Here is a 19,206-nt window from a genome sequence, read left to right as displayed (position 1 = left end):
CCGACCGGGTACGGTGCACGCCGTGCGCCTAGGGGTGCTTGATGTCGGGTCGAACACCGTCCACCTCTTGGTGGTGGACGCTCATCGGGGTGCCCACCCGACGCCGATGAGTTCCGAGAAGTCCGTGCTGCGGCTCGCCGAGCAGCTCGACGGCGACGGGCTGCTCACCAAGTCGGGCGCGGACCAGCTGGTGCGGACCGTCGCGGCGACCAAGGCGTCGGCGGCCCGGCTGGGCTGCGACGACCTGATGGCGTTCGCCACGTCGGCGGTGCGCGAGGCGGGCAACTCGGCCGAGGTGCTCGACCGGGTGCGCACCGAGACGGGCGTCGACCTGAAGGTGCTCTCCGGCGAGGACGAGGCCCGGTACACGTTCCTGGCGGTGCGCCGCTGGTACGGCTGGTCCGCGGGCAGGCTGCTGTGCCTGGACATCGGCGGCGGCTCGCTGGAGCTGGCGGTCGGCGTGGACGAGGAGCCCGAGGAGGCGTGCTCGGTGCCGCTGGGCGCGGGTCGCGTGACCCGCACGCGGTTCCGGCACGACCCGCCGAGCCGGTCCGAGGTCAAGGCGACCGTCGAGTGGCTGGACGAGCAGCTCGCGCCGGTGGTGAAGAAGCTCCGCCGCGCGGGCTCGCCTGATCGGGTGGTCGCGACCTCGAAGACGTTCCGCACGCTGGCCCGGCTGACCGGCGCCGCGCCGTCCTCGGCCGGTCCCCGCGCCCGCCGCCTCCTCACCCACGACGGGCTGCGGCAGCTCACCGGGTTCATCTCCCGGATGTCCGCGCACGACCTCGCCGAGCTGGAGGGCGTGAGCGCGAGCCGGGCCCACCAGCTGGTGGCGGGCGCCCTCGTGGCGGAGGCCACCATGCGAGCCCTGTCACTCGGAGAGCTCGAAATCTGCCCCTGGGCGCTGCGGGAAGGTGTCATCCTGCGTCGGCTGGATCACACTGATGGACCGGACAACGGCGCGGAGCCGGACACCCCCACGGCCCGCACCCGGCGGCCGGGTGACACTGGACGGACTGGCCGCCACGGGGCACGGTGGAGTTGATGAGTCGAGAGAGCGAGTCGGAGCAGAGCCAGCGCACCGTCGCGGAGTTGCTCGCCCAGTACGGCGCGGGCGCCGGCGAGGTGACGCCGCGTCGGCGACGCCGACGTGCCGAGGACGCCTCGGACACCGCTCCCCAGGCGATCATCGACCGGGTCAACTCCGACAGCGGCCGGCTGCTGCCGATCCGCGACGAGGAGCCGCCGACGCCGCCGCTGCCGCAGTCCGCGCCGCCGCGCCCGCTGCCGCCGGAGCCCGAGCGCACCGTCTACCAGCAACCGGTGCGGCCCGAGCCGCCCGCCGTCCGCCCGGACGTCCCGCTGGGCCGCGCGGAGCCGCGGGTCGACCCGCCCGGACCCCGCCCGGACGCGCCACCCGCCCGGCCCGAGCCGGTGCGCGGCGAACCACCGCACTCGCCGCCCACCGCCCGCCTGGACCCGGCGCTCGGGACGCGCGCCGACCCGCTGTCCCGCCTCGACCCGCCCGTGCCGGACGCCCGCCGCCGCGGCGCGCCGCCCGCGCCGAGCCCGGCCGAGGAGACCCGCCAGGTACCGCCGATCGTCGACGACTACGCGGCCGACGGGTACGACGACTACGACTACGCGGGTGAGCCGTCCCGGCCGAACCACCCCGAGCCCGACCTGACGCAGACCCTCGCGCCGCCGCCGGGCGTGGTGAAGCCGGGCCCGCCCGCGCCGCCGCCGCCCGCCGACGCGAGCCGCGCCAACCTGGTCCGCCCGGCGCCGCCCGGCGCCCCGCCGGTCCGCGAGCCGGTGACCGAGCAGCTGCCGCGCATCAGCGACAAGCTCACGCCGAACGTGCCGCTGGAATCGCTGCCCACCGAGTCGGTGCTGATCGTCCCGCCCGCGCCGCCCGCGCTGCCGGAGCCGCTGCCCGACCAGACCGCCGAGGACTGGTTCGGCGACGACGAGGAGGGCGAGCGCGCGCCCGAGCCGGAGAGCACCCAGTTCCACCCCTACGTCGACCTGGACGACGACGACGAGGAGGACGGCCTCCCGCGCCGGGACCCCGACGACGACGAGGAGCCCGCCGGGCTCGCCGACGTCGAACCCGACGAGCCGGGCGACCGCTCGCCCGGCAAGGAGTGGCTGGCCATGATCGGCCAGCTCGCGATCGGCGTGCTCGGCGGCGCGGCGCTGTGGCTCGGCTTCAGCTTCCTGTGGCGCACGCTCGCGCCCGCCGCGCTGGTGGTCGCCCTCGCGGTGACCGTCGGGCTCGTCATGCTGGTGCGCAAGATCCGCCGCGCCGACGACCTCCAGACCACCATCCTGGCCGTGCTGGTCGGCCTGATCGTCACGGTCTCACCGGCGGCGATGCTGCTGGTGAAGTCTTGATCCCGGTCGGCCTGTCCACGGCGGCGGTCTGGCCGCAGCCGGCCGCCGCGGCCTTCGAGGCCGCCGCCGACCTGGGCTACGACGGCGTCGAGGTCATGGTCTGGGCGGACCCGACCAGCCAGGACGTCGGCGCGCTCCGGCGGCTGGCGCACCGCGCCGGCGTGCCCGTGCTGGCCGTGCACGCGCCGTGCCTGCTGATCAGCCAGCGCGTCTGGTCGCCCGACCCGGCGGAGCGCCTGCGCCGCAGCGTGCGCGCCGCGCGCGAGCTCGGCGCGCGGACCGTCGTGGTGCACCCGCCGTTCCTGTGGCAGCGCCGGTACGCCGAGGGGTTCGCCGACCTGGTCGCCGAGCTGGAGGACACCGGCGACGTCGCGATCGCCGTGGAGAACATGTTCCCGGTGCGCCGCCCGCTCGGCCGCGGGCGCTCGGTCCAGGTGACGGCGTTCCGGCCGTCCATCGACCCGACCGACGTCGGGCACCGCAACTACACGCTCGACCTCTCGCACGCCTCCGCCGCGCACGTGGACGCGATGGAACTGGCCAAGCGGATGGGCCCGGGGCTCGCGCACGTCCACCTGGCCGACGGGACCGGCCTGCCGAAGGACGAGCACCTCATCCCCGGACGGGGCAACCAGCCGTGCGCCGAGCTGTGCCGCAGCCTGCGCCGTTCGGGCTTCTCCGGGCAGGTCGTCCTGGAGGTCAACACCCGCAAAGCGCGGACCACCGCCGAACGCCGCGACCTGCTGGCCGAATCCCTCCGCTTCGCGCGGCTGCACCTCTGACCGGCTGCTTTCCCGGCGGCGACCGACTAGGGTCTTGATCGTGAACCCGGTGCGCTCGCTGATCCTCGCCGCGGCCGACCACGACGCGGTGCGGCGCGCCGTCGCGACCGCGCCGGTCAGCCGCCGGGTGGTGCGCCGGTTCGTGGCGGGCGAGACGGTCGCCGAGGCGATCGACGCCACCGCCCACCTGGTCGAGCACGGCCTGCGGGTCACCCTCGACCACCTGGGCGAGGACACCGCCGACCGCCGCGCCGCGGAGCGGACCGTGCAGACCTACCTCGCGCTGCTGGACCAGTTGCACGACACCGGCCTGGCCGTCGACGCCGAGGTGAGCGTCAAGCTGTCGGCCGTCGGGCAGGCCCTGAGCGAACGCCTGGCGCTGACCAACGCGTCCCGCATCTGCGCCGCCGCCGAGCAGGGCGGGATGACGGTGACGGTCGACATGGAGGACCACACCACCACCGACTCGACCCTCCGCGTGCTGGCCGAGCTGCGCCGGACGTGGCCGTCGACGGGAGCCGTGCTCCAGGCGTACCTGCGCCGGACGCTGGACGACTGCCACGAGCTGGCCGGCTCCCGCGTGCGGCTGTGCAAGGGCGCGTACGCCGAACCCGCGTCCGTCGCCTTCACCGACCCCCACGAGGTCGACCTGAACTACGTGCGCTGCGCGAACGCCCTGCTGGCGGGCGGTGGCTACCCGATGTTCGCCACCCACGACCCGAGGCTGGTCGAGATCGTCGCCGAACGCGCGCGCTGGCACGGCAAGGCGCCGGAGGACTTCGAGTACCAGATGCTGTACGGCGTGCGGCCCGCCGAGCAGGCGCGCCTGGCGGCGGAAGGGCACGTCGTGCGGGTGTACGTGCCCTTCGGCGAGCAGTGGTACGGGTACCTGACGCGCAGGCTGGCCGAGCGCCCGGCCAACGCGGCCTTCTTCCTGCGTTCGCTGGTCAGCCGTTCGTGAGGAGCCCTGTGTCGTTCTCGGTAGCCAGCGCGGTCCGCCCCCTGGGCGACGGCACGTACACCGCGTCCCTGCCCGCCCAGTGGACCGTCGGCCCGAAACCGCACGGCGGCCTCCTGCTCGCCCTGGCGGCACGGGCGGCGGTCGACGCGGCGTCCTCCGCCGTGCCCGGCGCGGAGGACCTGGCACCGCTCGCGGTGAGCGCGCAGTTCCTGCGCGCGCCCGAGGTGGGCCCCGTGCTGCTGCGGGCGGACGTCCGCAAGGCCGGCCGGACGGCGACCGTCGTGTCGGTCGCGCTGGAGCAGCGGGGCCGCAGCTGCGTCGAGTCGACCGTGACCGTCGGCCGGATGCCCACCCGGCCACCGGACTACGTGGACCTGCCGGACGTGCCCGCCGCGCCGCCCGCCGACGCCATCGACCTGGCCGGCCTGGGCGCGGACGGCGTGTACAAGCTCGGCACGGTCTGCGACGTGCGCCTGGACAAGGAAGGGGCGGGTTTCCTGACCGGCCGCACCGGCGACCCTTTGGTGCTGCGCCTTTGGGTAAGACCTCTCGGTGAACGCCCCGACCCCTATTTCGCGCTGGTGGCCGGCGACATCTCCATGCCCGTGACCTTCAACCTGGGCCGGCTCGGCTGGTCGCCGACCGTGCAGTTGACCGCGCTCCTCCGGTCCGACCCGGCACCCGGCTGGCTACGGGTGCAGGTGACGTGCAGCGCGGTGCACGGCCAGTGGTTCGACGAGGACGCGGTGGTCATCGACTCCTCGGGCCGCCTCGTGTGCCAGGCAAGGCAATTGGCACTGACCCCGGCCATCTGAACCCCGCCCCGAACCGCCCACCCCCGGGCACACCTCGGTCGGGCTGCGTGTCATCCCCGTACGGCCTGCCCGCAGGGCAACCACGCTTGTCAGGCCAGGTCAAGCACGCCCTTCGCTTGACCTGGCCTGACAAGCGTGGTGGTCTTTGACAGGTCGTACGGGGATGACACGCAGCCAAAGCTTTTCAAGCTTCGAAGAAGCTTGAAAAGCTTGCAAAGCTTCGAAGAAGCTTTGCCCCCATCCTCGGTGGCCTGCCCAGCGGCGAGCGCCCTTCTTTAAGCTTTGACCCGCTAAAACCGAAGAACTTCCGAGCGGAAGGCGCCCGCACAAGCTTTAAAAGAAGGCGCTCGCCGCTGGGCAGACCTCCGGGGAGGAAAAACAAAAGCCAAGGCGTCGTGTTCTCCCCGCATGGCCTGTCAAAGACCACCACATTTGTCGAGGGGGTGCAAGCGGTGAAGCGTGCTTGCACCCCCTCGACAAATGTGGTTGCCCTGCGGGCAGGCCATACGGGGAGAACACGAGGCCAGAGGTCTGTGCGGGCGTGAGCGGGGGTCGTGGTCCGTGCCGGGTGATCAGGGCGTGGGTCCGCCCTGGGGTGTTGGTGGGTGGGCCGGCTGGGGTAGGGGCTGGGTGCCGAATGGTGGAGGGTGGGAGGCTTGTCCGCATGACGACGATCGCTGTGCTGGGGGCTGGCAAGATCGGGGAAGCGCTGTTGTCCGGGCTGCTCCGCGGTGGTCGGGCCGCGGACGAGTTGTTGTGCACGGAACGGCACCCGGGTCGGGCGGCCGAGTTGTCCGAGCGGTACGGCATCGGCGCGGTCGACGTGCCGGGTGCCGCGCAGCGGGCCGATGTGCTCGTCGTCGCCGTCAAGCCGCAGGACATCGAGCCGCTGCTGGACGAGTTGGCGCCGGTGATCAAGCCCGGCACGCTGGTCGTGTCGCTGTGCGCGGGCCTGCCGACCGCCCTGTACGAGCGCCGGCTGCCGGAGGGCACCCCGGTCGTCCGGGTCATGCCGAACACCCCGATGGTGGTCGGCGAGGCGATGAGCGCCATCTCGGCGGGCCGGTACGCGACGGCCGAGCACCTCGACCTCGTCGAGGAGCTGCTCCGGACCGTGGGCAAGGTGGCCCGCGTCCCGGAGGGCCAGCAGGACGCCGTCACCGCGTTGTCCGGGTCGGGGCCCGCCTACTTCTTCTACCTGGTCGAGGCCATGATCGACGCGGGCATCCTGCTCGGCATCCCGCGCGACCTGTCGACCACGCTGATCATCCAGTCGGCCATCGGCGCGGCGCAGATGCTGGACCGGAACGACCAGCACCCGGTGATCCTGCGCGAGGCGGTCACCTCGCCGGCAGGCACGACCATCATGGCGATCCGCGAGCTGGAGAAGCACGGCGTCCGCGCGGCGCTGCTCGCGGCCATCGAGGCTGCTCGGGACCGGTCCGTCGAGCTGGGGCAGGCCCACGAGGCGGAGTGATCCCGCCATTGGCCGTCGCACCAGCCCCAGGAGTCCCGTTACCCTCAGAGGAGCACGTGCGTGTCGAACCGTCGGTGGGGAAGCCGACGGCACGACGCGTGTCGAAGGACACGGTGATCCATGCCGGAGGAGAACGATCGAGCACCACTGGTCCAGGTCAAGTTCCTGACCGTCGCCGAGGTGGCGCTGGTGATGCGTGTGTCGAAGATGACGGTGTACCGGCTGGTGCACTCGGGTGAGCTCACGGCGGTGCGGGTGGGCAAGTCGTTCCGGGTGCCGGAGAAGGCCGTGCACGAGTACCTGCGGAACGCCTACTTCGACGCCGGGTGACGGCGGGCGCCGGCAGGCGGGTAAACTGACAGGCCGTTCGTGCCTGGTGTCGTGCGCGCCCTCCTTGACGGGTGACTCCACCGGCGCGTGGAGATCACCTACGTCTAGTGAGTGAGGACCCCGCATGGGCTCGGTCATCAAGAAGCGCCGCAAGCGCATGTCGAAGAAGAAGCACCGCAAGCTGCTGCGCAAGACGCGCGTCCAGCGTCGCAAGCGCGGCAAGTAACCCCAGCGGGTTCCGGCGCCGGCCCCTCGCCCCACCGGCGGGGGGCCGGCGCTGTCTCTCCCGCGCGGGTCCCCCCGAGGGCGTGCGGCCATCCGGGTGAACGACGCGGTGACGTGCGTCGGGGCGACCGGTCCGGAACGATCAGGTCCCGGAAATCCTGGGTAGCATCACGTCATCGCACCGAACCCCCGCACGGAGTCGCATGGCGCCCAAGGTCGTTCTCGTCACCGGTTGCAGCCGCTTCCTCGGCGGCCACCTCGCCGCGCGGCTGGCCGCGAACCCCGATGTCGAACGGGTGCTCGGCGTGGACACCGAGCCGCCGTCGCGGGACCTGCTGCGCCGGATGGGCCGTGCCGAGTTCGTCCGCGCCGACATCCGCAACCCGCTCATCGCCAAGGTCATCGCCACCGCGCACGTCGACACGGTCGTGCACGCGTCGGTGACGGCCAACCCGGCCGGTCCGGCCGGGCGCGCGGCGATGAAGGAGATGAACGTCATCGGCACCATGCAGCTGCTGGCGGCGTGCCAGAAGTCGCCGCACGTGCGGAAGCTGGTGGTGAAGTCGACCAGCGCGGTGTACGGGTCGTCGTCGCGCGACCCCGCGGTGTTCACCGAGGACATGGGCCCGAAGGACCTGCCCTCCAGCGGGTACGCCAAGGACGCCGTCGAGGTCGAGGGCTACGTGCGCGGGTTCGCCCGCCGCCGCCCGGACGTCGACGTGACGACCCTGCGGTTCACGAACTTCATCGGCCCGCGCATCGACACGGTGCTGACCAGGTACTTCGCCCTGCCCGTGGTGCCGACGATCATGGGCTACGACGCGCGCGTGCAGCTCCTGCACTCGGCGGACGCGCTGGCCGTGCTGGAGCGCGCCGCGCTGCACGACCTGCCCGGCGTGTTCAACGTCGGTGGCGACGGGGTACTCCTGCTGTCGCAGGCGATCCGCCGCGCGGGGAAGCTGCCGCTGCCGGTGCCGAGCCCCGCGGTGCCCGCCGTGGGCCGGATCTTCCGCGGCGCGCGGCTGGTGGACTTCTCGCCGGATCAGATGAGGTTCCTCAACTGGGGCCGCGTGGTGGACACCGGTCTGCTGAAGCGCGAGTTCGGGTTCACCCCGAGGTGGACCACCCAGCAGGCGTTCGACGACTACGTGAGCGGTCGCGGCATGCGCCCGCTGATCGACCCGGAGGTGGTGGCGGCGGTCGAGCGCGGTGTGCTCGACGCGGCGGCCAGGCTCCGGTGAACCCGGCCGAGGAGGTGGACGTGGCAGAGGCACGGGTGATCCCGCTGCGCGCACCGGACCGGGACGCGTCCCGGCGACGCGCGGCTCCCGCGCAGGTCGCGGGGGAGCAGGCCGCGACCGGCCAGGAGGCGACCGGTCGGGGCGCGACAGGCCGGGACACGGCAGGACCGGACACGACGGGCTCGACCGCGGCGGACCGCGGCGTCACGGGTCGGGAGGCGGTGGCGTCGGAGGCCGCCGGCGACGCCGGGCCAAGTCGGGAGGCGGCCGGCTCGGGCCGGGAGGAGGGCCTGGCGGGGCTGCTGGCCTTCGCGCGCCGCCGGCTCCAGGGCGACTACCGGGTCGACGAGTTCGGGTTCGACCCCGACCTCACCGACCACGTCCTGATGCCGCCGCTGAAGCCGCTGTACGAGAAGTGGTTCCGCGTGGAGGCGATCGGGCTGCACAACGTGCCGGCCGAGGGCGGCGCGCTGATCGTGGCGAACCACTCGGGCACGCTGCCGCTGGACGCCACCATGACCGCGTACGCCGTGCGGGCGGAGCACCCGGCCCACCGGCACCTGCGGATGCTCGGCGCGGACCTGGTGTTCCGGACGCCCGTGCTGGGCGCGCTGGCCCGCAAGTCCGGCCAGACGCTGGCGTGCAACCCGGACGCCGAACGCCTGCTGCGCTCCGGTGAGCTGGTGGGCGTGTGGCCGGAGGGCTTCAAGGGCATCGGCAAGCCCTTCAAGGACCGGTACAAGCTCCAGCGCTTCGGCCGAGGCGGCTTCGTGTCGGCGGCGCTGGACACGGGGGTGCCGATCATCCCGTGCTCGATCGTGGGCGCGGAGGAGATCTACCCGAAGATCGGCGACCTGAAGGCGCTGGCACGGCTGTTCGGGTTCCCCTACTTCCCGGTGACGCCGTTCTTCCCGCTGCTGGGACCGCTGGGCGTGATCCCGCTGCCGTCGAAGTGGTACATCGAGTTCGGCGAGCCGATCCGGACCGACGGGTACGGCGAGCACGCGTCCGACGACCCGATGCTGGTGTTCAACCTGACCGACCAGGTGCGGGAGACCATCCAGCAGACCCTGTACCGGCTGCTGACGCAGCGGCGGAACGTGTTCCTGGGCTGAGCGCAGGCGACGCCCCCGGACCGGCCCCGTCGCCGGGGGCGCTCCCGCGCGCCGCTCAGCCGCGCTTCCGGTACGCCATCCCGGCCGCGATCGCGCCCGCCAGCGCGCCCGCGCCCAGCACCGACGGGACGCCGATCCGCGCCGCCTTGCGGCCCGTGCGGAAGTCGCGGATCTCCCAGCCCCGCTTGCGGGCCGTGTCGCGCAGCCCCGAGTCGGGGTTCACGGCGACCGCCGTGCCCACCACCGACAGCATCGGCACGTCGTTCACCGAGTCGGAGTACGCCGTGCACCGCCGCAGGTCCAGGCCCTCCTTGGCGGCCAGCGCCCGCACCGCGTGCGCCTTCGCCCGGCCGTGCAGCAGGTCGCCCACGAGCTTGCCCGTGTAGACGCCCTCCTCGCTCTCCGACACCGTGCCCAGCGCGCCGGTCAGCCCCAGCCGCCGGGCGATGATCTGCGCCAGCTCGACCGGGGTGGCGGTGACCAGCCAGACGCGCTGGCCGGCGTCGAGGTGCATCTGCGCGAGCGCTTGCGTCCCGGTCCAGATCTTGTCGGCCATCAGCTCGTCGTAGATCTCCTCGCCGAGGCTGATCAGCTCCGACACCGAGCGCCCCGCCACGAACGACAGCGCCTGCTCGCGCGACGCCTTGACGCTCTGCGGGTCCTCCCGGCCGCCGACCCGGAACTTGATCTGCTGCCACGCGAACCCCGCGAGGTCGGAGTTCCGGAAGTACTTCCGGGCCGCCAGGCCGCGCGCGAAGTGGAAGATCGACGCGCCCATCATCATCGTGTTGTCCACGTCGAAGAACGCGGCGGCGGTCAGGTCGGTGGGCGTACCGGGCGACGGCTCGACGGTGGGCGTGGCCAGCGCGGCCTCGGCCGAGGCAGCACCGGCCAGCTCGGCGAGCCTCTCCCGCTCGGCCGAGCCCTCCACCACACGCCTTCTCACCACGTCAGCGCCTCCCGCGGTCCCGATGGGGACAGGGTAGCGATCAGCCGCCGAGACCGGGCAGCGGCAGCGGCAGCGACGGCAGCGTCAGCGTGGGCAGCGGGAGGGGCGGTGTGACGGTCACCGACGGCGCGGGCGTCGGCGGCGGCAGGGCCGGGTCCGAGGTGCGGGGCGTGGTGCCGCCCCCGGTGGGCGGCGCCGTCGCGGACGTGGTCGCCTGCGCCGTGGTCGGCGGGCCGCCGCCCGCGGTGGTCGTGGGCGGCGGTGTGGTCGGGACGACGGTGGCGGAGGCGCCGGGCTCGACCGGCGGCGCGGCGCAGTCTCCGGTCGCGGGCAGCGGGCCGACCTGGTCGAACCCACCCGCGGTCGCGGTGGCGCAGCCGGCGCGGGCCGCGAGGTCGGCGGCCCGCCGCGCGACGCGGTCCAGCAGGTCGAGCGACCCGCCGGCGCGACCGGCGGCGTCGGCGGGCAGCCTGCCGCGCAGGTCGCCCAGGCGGGTGGTCTGGGACGTCGCCCAGTCCCGCAGCGCGTCGAGCACGCGCCGGTCCGACGCCGCACCGTGCGCGGCCAGCACGCGGGAACCGGCCGCGGTGTCGGCGTCGAAGTCGGCCAGCGCCGTGAGGTAGCCGCCCAGCGGTCCGCCGCCGGAGTCGCGGTACCGGTCGGCCAGGACCTCCATCTCCGAGACGCGGGCCGAGGCGAACTCCAGGCGCTTGTAGCCCTTGGACTCCTCGCCGAAGGTCAGGCCGAGCGAGGCCGACTCGGCGGAGCGCTTCACGCCGTACAGCGCGTCGCCGGGCAGGGCGTCGCGGGACAGCAGCAGGCTCATCCCGGCGAGCGAGAACACCAGGCACAGCGCGGCGGCCAGGGCCACCGCCAACCGGCCGCGCGCCCCGCCGCGGTGGCGCTTCCGGTCGAGGTCCGCGGGCGGCGGGGGGCTCGCGCCGAGCACCCGTTCCCGCATCCGCGCCCTGGCGGCCTCGTCCGGGCCGCTCGTCGTCGCGGCCTCGCGCAGCAGGGTGACGACGGCCAGCTCGTCGGCGAACTCCGGGTCGGTGTCGTCGGGCAGCGCGTCGACGGCGCGGGCGAACTGCTCGCGCTGCCTGTGACGCCATAGCGGCGTGATCCCTCTGCCCACCATCCCGCACCGACTCGTCAGGGTCTCCTGAACCGGGTAACGAACCCGAAGGCGCCGGGGTTACGCGGGCGCGATCGGCGCGTCGAGGTCACCGTAGCCAGTTGGGCAGCAGTTGGGCGAGCCGGCGCACCGCTCGGTGTTGCAGCGCCTTGATGGCGCCTTCGTTGCGACCCATCCTCGCGGCCGTCTCCGCCACGGACAAGCCCTGGATGAAGCGGAGGGTGATGCACTCCCGCTGGTCGTCACCCAGTTGGCGCACGCAGCGGAGCAGCTCGGCGTTGGCCGCGTCGGTCAGCACCTCCTGCTCCGGGCCGCTCGCGACCTCGCGGTTGTCCGCCAGCTCGGCCGTGGTGACCTCCAGCCGGTAGCGGCTGGACTTCACGTGGTCGAAGACGATGTTGCGGGCGATCGTGACGAACCACGCGCCCACGTCCCGACCCTGGTAGCTGATGGACCCGATGCTGCGCAGCGCGCGCAGGAACGTCTCGCTCGTCACGTCCTCGGCGAGGGTCCGGTCACCGACCCGGAACAGCACGTACCGGTACACCACGTCCACGTACCGGTCGTAGAGCGCGCCGAACGCGTCCGTGTCGCCCGACTGGGCGGCACGCACGAGGTCCCACGGCTCTCCCGCCGCGTCGGTCTCCACGCTCTCGATCGTGCTGGACCGCCCTCCAGTGCTCCACACCGCGCGGAGCCTCCGGTTGGTACCGACGGTGTTCTCGCGTGCCCTGGCGCTCATCGGCTCGCGGCACCTCCACAGAGTCGCCGTCCGGGCAGCATACGTGTTGTTACTCCGTAGTAGGTAGCGGCAACTGGTCTCCAGTCCGCGACGCGTTCGGAGGCACTGCGTGACGCCGCCCACGCGTGACAGACTGCGCGGAGGCCGCTGTCGTTCCCCAGGAGGTCGACTTGACCGCTTCCGCACGCAACGTCGCCGACCTGGTTCGCGCCTCCGCGCACCGTGGACCCAAGCACGTGGCACTGGTGGATGTCACGACTGCGAATAGTTACACCTGGGCCGAATTCGACTCGTTCGTGGATCGCGAGGCGCACCGGTTGGTGGACGCGGGGGTCGAACCCGGTGACCGGGTCGTGGTGCGGATGCCCACCGGCGTCGCGTTCTGCGCGGCCGTGTTCGGCGTGCTGCGCGCCGGCGGCGTGCTGGTGCCCGCCGGGCCCGGCCAGCCCGCCCGCGAACTCCAGCGGCTGGTCGCCGACAGCGGCGCCCGGCTGCTGGTCGGCGAGGGCGCGGGTGCGGACGTCGAGGTGCTGGGCCCGCCCGTGTTGGCGCCCGGCGAGCCGTTCGAGGCGGTCGGCGCGGGCGAGGACCTGGCGGTGCTCGGGTACACGTCCGGGACCTCGGGGGTGCCGCGCGGCGCGATGCTGTCGCACCGGGCGCTGCTGGCGAACGTCGACCAGTGCGGCGCGCTGCGGCCCGCGCCCGTCACGGCGGGCGACCGGGTGCTGCTCGCGCTGCCGCTGTTCCACGTGTACGGGCTGGGGCCGGGGCTGCTCCAGGTGGCCGGCGCGGGCGCGACGGGCGTGCTGCTGGAGCGGTTCCACCCCGACGGCGCGCTGACCGCCATCCGCGAGCACCGCGTGACCGCGGTGGTCGGCGTGCCGCCGATGTACCAGGCGATCCTCGCCCAGCCGGTGCAGCGGCTGCGGGAGGACCTCGCGACCGTGCGCCTGTTCACCTCGGGCGCCGCGCCGCTGGCGGTCGGGCTGCTGGACGCGATGCGGCAGGCCGTCGGGCTGCCCGTGTACGAGGGCTACGGCCTGACCGAGACCGGGCCGGTGCTGACGTCGACCCTGGTCGGCGGGCTGCCCAAGGCGGGTTCGGTCGGCTGGCCGCTGCCGGGCGTCGAGCTGCGGCTGGTCGACACCGACGGCCGTCCGCTCGACCCGGACGAGGACGAGCCGGGCACCGGGCTCGTCGCCGCCCGCGGGGACAACCTGTTCAGCGGCTACTGGCCGGACGGCGCGCACGGGCCGGACGCGGACGGCTGGTTCCGCACCGGCGACGTCGGGTACCTCGACGAGGACGGCGACCTCCACCTGGTGGACCGGGCCGGCGACCTGATCATCGTCAACGGCTTCAACGTGTACCCGCACGAGGTGGAGCAGGTGGTGTGCGAGCTGGCCGGCGTCGCGGAGGCGGCGGCGGTCGGCGTGCCGGACCCGCGGGCCGGGGAGTCGGTGAAGGTCGTGATCGTGCTCGACGAGGGCGCGGTGCTGACGGAGGACGCGGTGCGGGACCACTGCGCCGACCGGTTGGCCAAGTTCAAGGTGCCGGCGGTGGTGGAGTTCGCCTCCGCGTTGCCGCACTCGCCGACGGGGAAGCTGGCGCGGGCGCGGTTGCGGTTGCCGCTGGGGTGAGTGCGCGGCGCTCGGCGAGGTGGTGCGGTGCGGGGTCTGTCCCCCGGCCGGGACAATCGTGGTGTGAGTAGCCATCGCGTGACGTTGTTGAGCCGGGTCGAGTGCCATGCCTGTGAGCAGGCTCGGGCTGACGTGGAGCGGATCTGCGGGGAGTTGGGCGTGCCGTGGGAGGTCGTCGACGTCGATGGCGACCGTGAGTTGCGGGCGGAGTACGGCGACCGCGTGCCCGTGATCCTGGTCGACGGCGACGAACACGGCTACTGGTCGGTAGAGGAAGACCGCCTACGCGCCGCCCTGGCCTGAGGCCCCCTGACCGGGCCTCTCGCCTCCTGGTCCGGCCCGGTCCCACAGTCGAGTGATTTCGGTCAGCCATCCAAGATCGACCCCGTGTGACGCGCTCGCCCTCGATGGCGAGCGCGGCGAGCCGAGGTATCCACTCACCCCGTCGCCCCCTCTTCACTCGTGGGGGGACTTGATGTGGGACCGCACGCGCTCAGCGCCGCGAGGCCGCGTCGGTGCATCGCGGCTCGGTTCCGTCCGATCACGCTCTTCGATCGGACGAAAGCGACCCGCGACGCACCGACTCCCAGGCGGCCGAGCCGCGCGCCGGAGGCGCGCCAATCCAACACAGTCCAACTTTGTGCATACGTTCACAAGCGGTACGGTGGGAGGGTCACTCCGCTGGTGGCGGTGCCCGGCGGGTCAGTGCTTCGGATGTCGAGGAGAGCCAGCGTGGTGGGTCGGCGGGGCGAGGGTGACGAGGTCGTGACCGCCTCCCCGAGGAAGACCGCCGAGCCGTCCGCCGAGTCGCCCGCCGACGTCCGGGAGCGGGCGCGGGCGATTCCCGAGGCGGCGGTCGCCCGGCTCGCGGTGTACCTGCGCGTGCTGTCCGGGATGGTCGAGCAGGGTGTGACGACGATCTCCAGCGAGGAGTTGGCGGGCGCGGCCGGGGTCAACTCGGCGAAGCTCCGCAAGGACCTGTCCTACGTCGGGTCGTACGGCACGCGGGGCGTCGGGTACGACGTCGAGGTGCTCGTGAGCCACATCGAGCGCATCCTCGGGCTCACCCGGAAGCACTCCGTCGCGGTCGTCGGAATCGGTAATCTTGGTCACGCGCTGGCGAACTACGGAGGGTTCCCGAGCCGGGGTTTCCCGGTCGCCGCGCTGTTCGACATCGACCCGGACCTGACCGGCGTGCCGGTAGGCGGCATACCGGTCAACCACATCGACGACATCACGTCCGTCTGCGCCGAGCGCGAGGTCTCGATCGGCGTCATCGCGACGCCGCCGCAGGCCGCCCAGGCCGTCTGCGACCGTTTGGTATCCGCCGGAGTCCAGTGCATCCTGAACTTCGCACCCGTCGTACTCCAAGTGCCGGACTACGTCGAGGTGCGGAAGGTCGACCTGGCGGTCGAGATGCAGATCCTGTCGTTCCACGTCGCGCGACGGGCTGACGAGGCCGCCGGCGACGTCGTCAACGGTGTCGGTGTGGACGGGGTGGTGATTCGCCCGTGATCGTGCGGGTAGTGAGCCGAACGGCTCCGCTGGACGCGTCGGCCGGCCCGACCACGGGCGCGGTGCGGGCATGAGCGTCCTCGTCGTCGGGCTGTCCCATCGCACCACACCGGTCCCCGTGCTGGAGCGCGTCGCCGTCGCCGACTCCGACGCGGGCAAGCTGCTCGACCAGCTGCTGAAGGCGCCGAGCGTGTCCGAGGCCGTGCTGCTCTCGACCTGCAACCGGGTCGAGGTGTACGCGGTCGTCGAGACGTTCCACGGCGGCATGAACGAGGTCGTGGAGGTGCTCGCCCGGCAGGCAGGCGCGGAGCCCTCCGACCTGTTCGAGCACCTGTACGTGCACTACTCGGCCGCCGCCGTCGAACACCTGTTCTCCGTCGCGGGCGGCCTGGACTCGATGGTGGTCGGCGAGGCCCAGATCCTGGGTCAGCTGCGGTCCGCGTACAACCGCGCGGACGGCGCGGGCGTCGTCGGCCGCACCCTGCACGAGCTGGTCCAGCAGGCGCTGCGGGTCGGGAAGCGGGTGCACACCGACACCGGCATCGACCACGCGGGCGCGTCCGTGGTGTCCGAGGCGCTGTCCGACGCGGCCGAGGCGCTGGGCGGCCTCGCGGGCAGGCGGGCGCTGATCGTGGGCGCGGGCTCGATGGGGGGCCTGGCCGCCGCGCACCTGCGCCGCGCGGGCATCGGCGAGGTCGTGATCGCCAACCGGACCGCCGCCAACGGCGCGCGGCTCGCGACCGCCCTGGAGGCCGACGGCGTCACCGCCCGGTCCACCGGCCTCGCGGACCTGGTGACCGAGATCGCGCTGGCCGACGTGCTGTTCGCCTGCACCGGCTCGGTGGACACCGTGGTGGGCGCGGAGCTGATCGGCGACCGCGAGCCCGGTCGCCCGCTGGTCGTGTGCGACCTGGGCCTGCCCAAGGACGTCGACCCGGCCGCCGCGCTGCTGTCCGGCGTGCGCGTGGTCGACCTGGAGACCCTCCAGCGCAGGCTGTCCGACGCCCCCACGGGCCAGGACGCGCTGCGCGCGGCGGAGATCGTGGCCGAGGAGGTCCGCGCCTACCTGGCCGGGCAGCGCTCGGCCGAGGTCACGCCCACCGTCACGGCGCTGCGCAAGCGGGCCGCCGAGGTCGTGGACGCGGAGCTGCTGCGGCTGGACTCGCGGCTGCCCTCGCTCGACGGCGCGGTCCGCGACGAGCTCGCCAAGACCGTGCGCCGCGTGGTCGACAAGCTCCTGCACACGCCGACGGTGCGGGTCAAGGAGCTGGCCGCCGCGCCGGGCGGCGACGGCTACGCCGAGGCGCTGCGCGAGCTGTTCGGCCTCGACCCGCAGGGGCCGGCCGCCGTCAGCACACCCCATTCGACGCGAACCAAAGGTGAGAAGCGGTGAACCGCACCCTGAGGATCGGCACGCGCGGCAGTGCGTTGGCACTCGCGCAGACCGGTCACGTGGCCGACGCGCTGCGCGCCGCCGGCGCCGACGTGGAAATCGTGACGATTTCCACGCCCGGTGACCGGTCGTCCGCGCCGATCGCCGAGATCGGCATCGGGGTGTTCACCTCGGCGCTGCGCGACGCGCTGGCCAACGGCGAGATCGACGTCGCCGTCCACTCGTTCAAGGACCTGCCCACCGCGCGCGACCCGCGCCTGGCGCCGGCCGCCGTGCCGCCCCGCGAGGACCCGCGCGACGCGCTCGTCGCCCGCGACGGCCTGACCCTGGGCGAGCTGCCCGTCGGGTCGAAGGTCGGCACCGGCTCGCCGCGCCGCGCGGCGCAGCTGGCGGCGCTGGGCCTGGGCATCGAGGTCGTCGCGTTGCGCGGCAACGTCGACACCCGCATCCGCAAGGTGACCGACGGCGAGCTGGACGCCGTCGTGCTGGCCCGCGCCGGGCTCACCCGGCTCGGCCGCGCGGGTGAGATCACCGAGACCTTGGAGCCGATCCAGATGCTCCCCGCGCCCGCCCAGGGCGCGCTCGCTGTGGAGTGCCGGGTCGACGACGTCGACACCGAGCACCTCCTCCAGTCCACTCTGGACGATTCGGCCAGCAGGGCCGCTGTCACCGCCGAGCGGGCCTTGCTGGCCAGGCTCGAAGCGGGGTGCAGCGCGCCGGTCGGCGCACTGGCCGATGTGGTGGAAGACCTTGACGACCAGGGAGCGGCAGTCCTCCGCCTGTCCCTGCGCGGGGTCATGGCGACGGAGGACGGCGACCTCCTCCGTGCGTCCGCCACCGGTGACTTGACCGCAGCAGAGGAACTCGGCCGCGCGCTGGCCGTCGAGTTGCTCGACCTCTCCGGCCTCGCCGCAGCGCGGTCGGAGGGGCGTAGTTGATGGGGAGTGCCCTGATGACCCGCGCACGCAAGACCCCCGGCCGCGTCGCCTTCGTGGGCTCCGGCCCCGGCGACACCGGCCTGCTCACGTGCCGTGCCCGTGACCTGCTCGCCAAGGCGGAGCTGGTGGTGACGGACCCGGACGTGCCGTCCGAGGTGGTCGCCCTCGTCCCGGACGGCGTGGAGGTGCGGCCCGCGGTCGGTGACCCGGCCGACGTGGCGAAGGACCTGGTGGCCGAGGCGAAGAACGGCCACGCCGTGGTCCGGCTGGTGGCGGGCGACCCGCTGACGCTGGACTCCGTGGTGAAGGAGGCGCACGCCGTCTCCCGCACGACGATCGCGTTCGACGTGGTGCCGGGCGTCCCGGCGGGTACCGCGGTGCCCGCGTACGCGGGCGTGGCGCTGGGCGCCGTGCACACCGAGGCCGACGTCCGGGGCGTCACCGACTGGGCGAGCCTGGCCTCCGCGCCCGGCACGCTCGTCCTGCACGCCACCGGCGGGCACCTCGCCGAGGCCGCGTCCTCGCTGGTGGAGAACGGCGTCGCGCCGCAGACCCCGGTCGCGGTGACCGCCGACGGCACCGGGTTCGGGCAGCGCACCGTGGACACCACGCTGGCGTCGCTGGCCGCCGACGCGGGCGACCTGGGCGGCCCGCTGGTCGTCACGGTCGGCAGCGCCGTCGCCGGCCGCGCCAAGCTGTCGTGGTGGGAGTCGCGCGCCCTGTACGGGTGGCGGGTGCTCGTGCCGCGCACCAAGGAGCAGGCGGGCGCGATGAGCGACCGGCTGCACTCGCACGGCGCGATCCCGGTGGAGGTGCCGACCATCTCGGTCGAGCCGCCGCGCAGCCCGGCGCAGATGGAGCGCTCGGTCAAGGGCCTGGTCGACGGCCGCTACCAGTGGGTGGTGTTCACCTCGACCAACGCCGTGCGCGCGGTGTGGGAGAAGTTCCGCGAGTTCGGGCTGGACGCGCGGGCGTTCTCCGGCGTGAAGATCGCCTGCGTCGGCGAGTCGACGGCGGCCAAGGTGCGGTCGTTCGGGATCATCCCCGAGCTGGTGCCGTCCGGCGAGCAGTCGTCGGAGGGCCTGCTGGCCGACTTCCCGCCGTACGACGACATCCTGGACCCGGTGGACCGGGTGCTGCTGCCGCGCGCCGACATCGCCACCGAGACCCTGGCGGCGGGCCTGCGGGACCGGGGCTGGGAGATCGACGACGTGACGGCCTACCGCACGGTGCGCGCCGCGCCGCCGCCCGCCGACACCCGCGAGATGATCAAGTCCGGCGGGTTCGACGCGGTGTGCTTCACCTCGTCGTCCACGGTCCGGAACCTGGTCGGCATCGCGGGCAAGCCGCACGCCCGCACGCTCGTCGCGTGCATCGGGCCGCAGACGGCCGAGACGGCGCGCGAGTTCGGCCTGCGGGTCGACGTGCAGCCGGAGGACGCCAACGTGCCCGCCCTGGTGGACGCGCTGGCCCAGCACGCGGCCCGGCTGCGGGCGGAGGGCGCGCTGCCCCCGCCCCGCAAGACCAAGCGCCTGCGCAGGAGCTGAGGGG

General features: G+C 73.6%; 19 protein-coding genes. 16 read left to right on the top strand and 3 right to left on the bottom strand.

The window, feature by feature from the left end; translation table 11 throughout:
* Nucleotides 1–22: 22 nt before the first annotated feature.
* From C8E97_RS33200 to C8E97_RS33155, 10 genes are all read left to right on the top strand, one after another.
* The gene (locus tag C8E97_RS33200; RefSeq protein ID WP_121012886.1) at nucleotides 23–1,045 is read left to right on the top strand and encodes a Ppx/GppA family phosphatase; all 1,023 of its coding nucleotides are present in this window, start codon (nucleotides 23–25) and stop codon (nucleotides 1,043–1,045) included.
* Nucleotides 1,045–2,397 carry a hypothetical protein gene (locus tag C8E97_RS33195; RefSeq protein ID WP_121010272.1) on the top strand — a complete coding sequence of 451 codons (1,353 nt, stop codon included), beginning with the start codon at nucleotides 1,045–1,047 and terminating at the stop codon, nucleotides 2,395–2,397. The genes C8E97_RS33200 and C8E97_RS33195 overlap by 1 nt, the downstream gene beginning before the upstream one ends.
* Nucleotides 2,394–3,179, top strand: coding sequence for a sugar phosphate isomerase/epimerase family protein (locus C8E97_RS33190; protein WP_121010269.1), 786 nt, complete (start codon nucleotides 2,394–2,396; stop codon nucleotides 3,177–3,179). The genes C8E97_RS33195 and C8E97_RS33190 overlap by 4 nt, the downstream gene beginning before the upstream one ends.
* 40 nt (nucleotides 3,180–3,219) lie before the next feature.
* Nucleotides 3,220–4,140, top strand: a complete 921-nt coding sequence (locus C8E97_RS33185; protein WP_121012883.1) for a proline dehydrogenase family protein — start codon at nucleotides 3,220–3,222, stop codon at nucleotides 4,138–4,140.
* An 8-nt stretch (nucleotides 4,141–4,148) separates the two neighbouring features.
* Nucleotides 4,149–4,955 (top strand): thioesterase family protein, encoded by an 807-nt coding sequence (locus tag C8E97_RS33180; RefSeq protein ID WP_211347180.1) that lies wholly within the window; start codon nucleotides 4,149–4,151, stop codon nucleotides 4,953–4,955.
* A 664-nt stretch (nucleotides 4,956–5,619) separates the two neighbouring features.
* Nucleotides 5,620–6,432 (top strand): pyrroline-5-carboxylate reductase, encoded by an 813-nt coding sequence (gene proC / locus C8E97_RS33175; RefSeq protein WP_121010263.1) that lies wholly within the window; start codon nucleotides 5,620–5,622, stop codon nucleotides 6,430–6,432.
* Nucleotides 6,433–6,552: 120 nt separating this feature from the next.
* Nucleotides 6,553–6,762: a helix-turn-helix domain-containing protein gene (locus tag C8E97_RS33170; protein ID WP_121010260.1), complete on the top strand. Its 210-nt coding sequence runs from the start codon at nucleotides 6,553–6,555 to the stop codon at nucleotides 6,760–6,762.
* A gap of 124 nt (nucleotides 6,763–6,886) precedes the next feature.
* The gene (locus tag C8E97_RS33165; RefSeq protein WP_015105422.1) at nucleotides 6,887–6,988 is read left to right on the top strand and encodes a 30S ribosomal protein bS22; all 102 of its coding nucleotides are present in this window, start codon (nucleotides 6,887–6,889) and stop codon (nucleotides 6,986–6,988) included.
* 202 nt (nucleotides 6,989–7,190) lie between these two features.
* The gene (locus tag C8E97_RS33160; protein WP_121010257.1) at nucleotides 7,191–8,228 is read left to right on the top strand and encodes an NAD-dependent epimerase/dehydratase family protein; all 1,038 of its coding nucleotides are present in this window, start codon (nucleotides 7,191–7,193) and stop codon (nucleotides 8,226–8,228) included.
* Between the two features lie 20 nt (nucleotides 8,229–8,248).
* Nucleotides 8,249–9,343, top strand: a complete 1,095-nt coding sequence (locus C8E97_RS33155) for a lysophospholipid acyltransferase family protein (protein WP_121012881.1) — start codon at nucleotides 8,249–8,251, stop codon at nucleotides 9,341–9,343.
* A gap of 55 nt (nucleotides 9,344–9,398) precedes the next feature.
* Here the strand turns inward: C8E97_RS33155 and C8E97_RS33150 are convergent, their stop codons facing one another.
* From C8E97_RS33150 to C8E97_RS33140, 3 genes are all read right to left on the bottom strand, one after another.
* On the bottom strand, nucleotides 9,399–10,292 hold the full coding sequence (locus C8E97_RS33150; protein ID WP_121010254.1) for an HAD family hydrolase: 894 nt from the start codon (nucleotides 10,290–10,292) through the stop codon (nucleotides 9,399–9,401).
* Between the two features lie 40 nt (nucleotides 10,293–10,332).
* Nucleotides 10,333–11,427 (bottom strand): DUF5667 domain-containing protein, encoded by a 1,095-nt coding sequence (locus C8E97_RS33145; RefSeq protein WP_147455300.1) that lies wholly within the window; start codon nucleotides 11,425–11,427, stop codon nucleotides 10,333–10,335.
* 88 nt (nucleotides 11,428–11,515) lie between these two features.
* Nucleotides 11,516–12,169 carry a sigma-70 family RNA polymerase sigma factor gene (locus tag C8E97_RS33140; protein ID WP_121010248.1) on the bottom strand — a complete coding sequence of 218 codons (654 nt, stop codon included), beginning with the start codon at nucleotides 12,167–12,169 and terminating at the stop codon, nucleotides 11,516–11,518.
* Nucleotides 12,170–12,339: 170 nt separating this feature from the next.
* Between C8E97_RS33140 and C8E97_RS33135 the strand changes: the two genes are divergently transcribed.
* The 6 genes from C8E97_RS33135 to C8E97_RS33110 all read left to right on the top strand — a co-directional run bounded on the left by C8E97_RS33135 (nucleotide 12,340) and on the right by C8E97_RS33110 (nucleotide 19,202).
* Nucleotides 12,340–13,809, top strand: a complete 1,470-nt coding sequence (locus C8E97_RS33135; protein WP_121010245.1) for an AMP-binding protein — start codon at nucleotides 12,340–12,342, stop codon at nucleotides 13,807–13,809.
* Nucleotides 13,810–13,872: 63 nt separating this feature from the next.
* Nucleotides 13,873–14,112: a glutaredoxin family protein gene (locus C8E97_RS33130; protein ID WP_121010242.1), complete on the top strand. Its 240-nt coding sequence runs from the start codon at nucleotides 13,873–13,875 to the stop codon at nucleotides 14,110–14,112.
* A gap of 429 nt (nucleotides 14,113–14,541) precedes the next feature.
* A complete protein-coding gene (locus C8E97_RS33125) occupies nucleotides 14,542–15,324 on the top strand; it encodes a redox-sensing transcriptional repressor Rex (protein ID WP_246019306.1) in 783 nt (260 codons plus the stop codon).
* Between the two features lie 70 nt (nucleotides 15,325–15,394).
* Entirely contained in the window at nucleotides 15,395–16,717 is a 1,323-nt protein-coding gene (locus C8E97_RS33120; RefSeq protein WP_121010239.1) for a glutamyl-tRNA reductase, read from the top strand.
* A complete protein-coding gene (gene hemC, locus C8E97_RS33115; RefSeq protein ID WP_121010235.1) occupies nucleotides 16,714–17,655 on the top strand; it encodes a hydroxymethylbilane synthase in 942 nt (313 codons plus the stop codon). The genes C8E97_RS33120 and hemC overlap by 4 nt, the downstream gene beginning before the upstream one ends.
* 14 nt (nucleotides 17,656–17,669) lie before the next feature.
* Nucleotides 17,670–19,202, top strand: coding sequence for a bifunctional uroporphyrinogen-III C-methyltransferase/uroporphyrinogen-III synthase (locus C8E97_RS33110; protein WP_121010232.1), 1,533 nt, complete (start codon nucleotides 17,670–17,672; stop codon nucleotides 19,200–19,202).
* The last annotated feature ends 4 nt before the right edge of the window (nucleotides 19,203–19,206 follow it).

The organism is Saccharothrix australiensis, assembly GCF_003634935.1.
In the GTDB taxonomy this organism is placed as follows: Bacteria; Actinomycetota; Actinomycetes; order Mycobacteriales; family Pseudonocardiaceae; genus Actinosynnema; species Actinosynnema australiense.
This window is presented reverse-complemented; position numbering and strand designations above follow the sequence as displayed.

Excerpts from the sequence above, each read along its gene's own strand:
- C8E97_RS33165 (WP_015105422.1), top strand. The coding sequence starts at position 6,887 with ATGGGCTCGGTCATCAAGAAGCGCCGCAAGCGCATGTCGAAGAAGAAG.
- C8E97_RS33140 (WP_121010248.1), bottom strand. The coding sequence starts at position 12,169 with ATGAGCGCCAGGGCACGCGAGAACACCGTCGGTACCAACCGGAGGCTC.
- C8E97_RS33160 (WP_121010257.1), top strand. The coding sequence starts at position 7,191 with ATGGCGCCCAAGGTCGTTCTCGTCACCGGTTGCAGCCGCTTCCTCGGC.
- proC (WP_121010263.1), top strand. The coding sequence starts at position 5,620 with ATGACGACGATCGCTGTGCTGGGGGCTGGCAAGATCGGGGAAGCGCTG.
- C8E97_RS33110 (WP_121010232.1), top strand. The coding sequence starts at position 17,670 with ATGACCCGCGCACGCAAGACCCCCGGCCGCGTCGCCTTCGTGGGCTCC.
- C8E97_RS33170 (WP_121010260.1), top strand. The coding sequence starts at position 6,553 with ATGCCGGAGGAGAACGATCGAGCACCACTGGTCCAGGTCAAGTTCCTG.
- C8E97_RS33120 (WP_121010239.1), top strand. The coding sequence starts at position 15,395 with ATGAGCGTCCTCGTCGTCGGGCTGTCCCATCGCACCACACCGGTCCCC.
- C8E97_RS33195 (WP_121010272.1), top strand. The coding sequence starts at position 1,045 with ATGAGTCGAGAGAGCGAGTCGGAGCAGAGCCAGCGCACCGTCGCGGAG.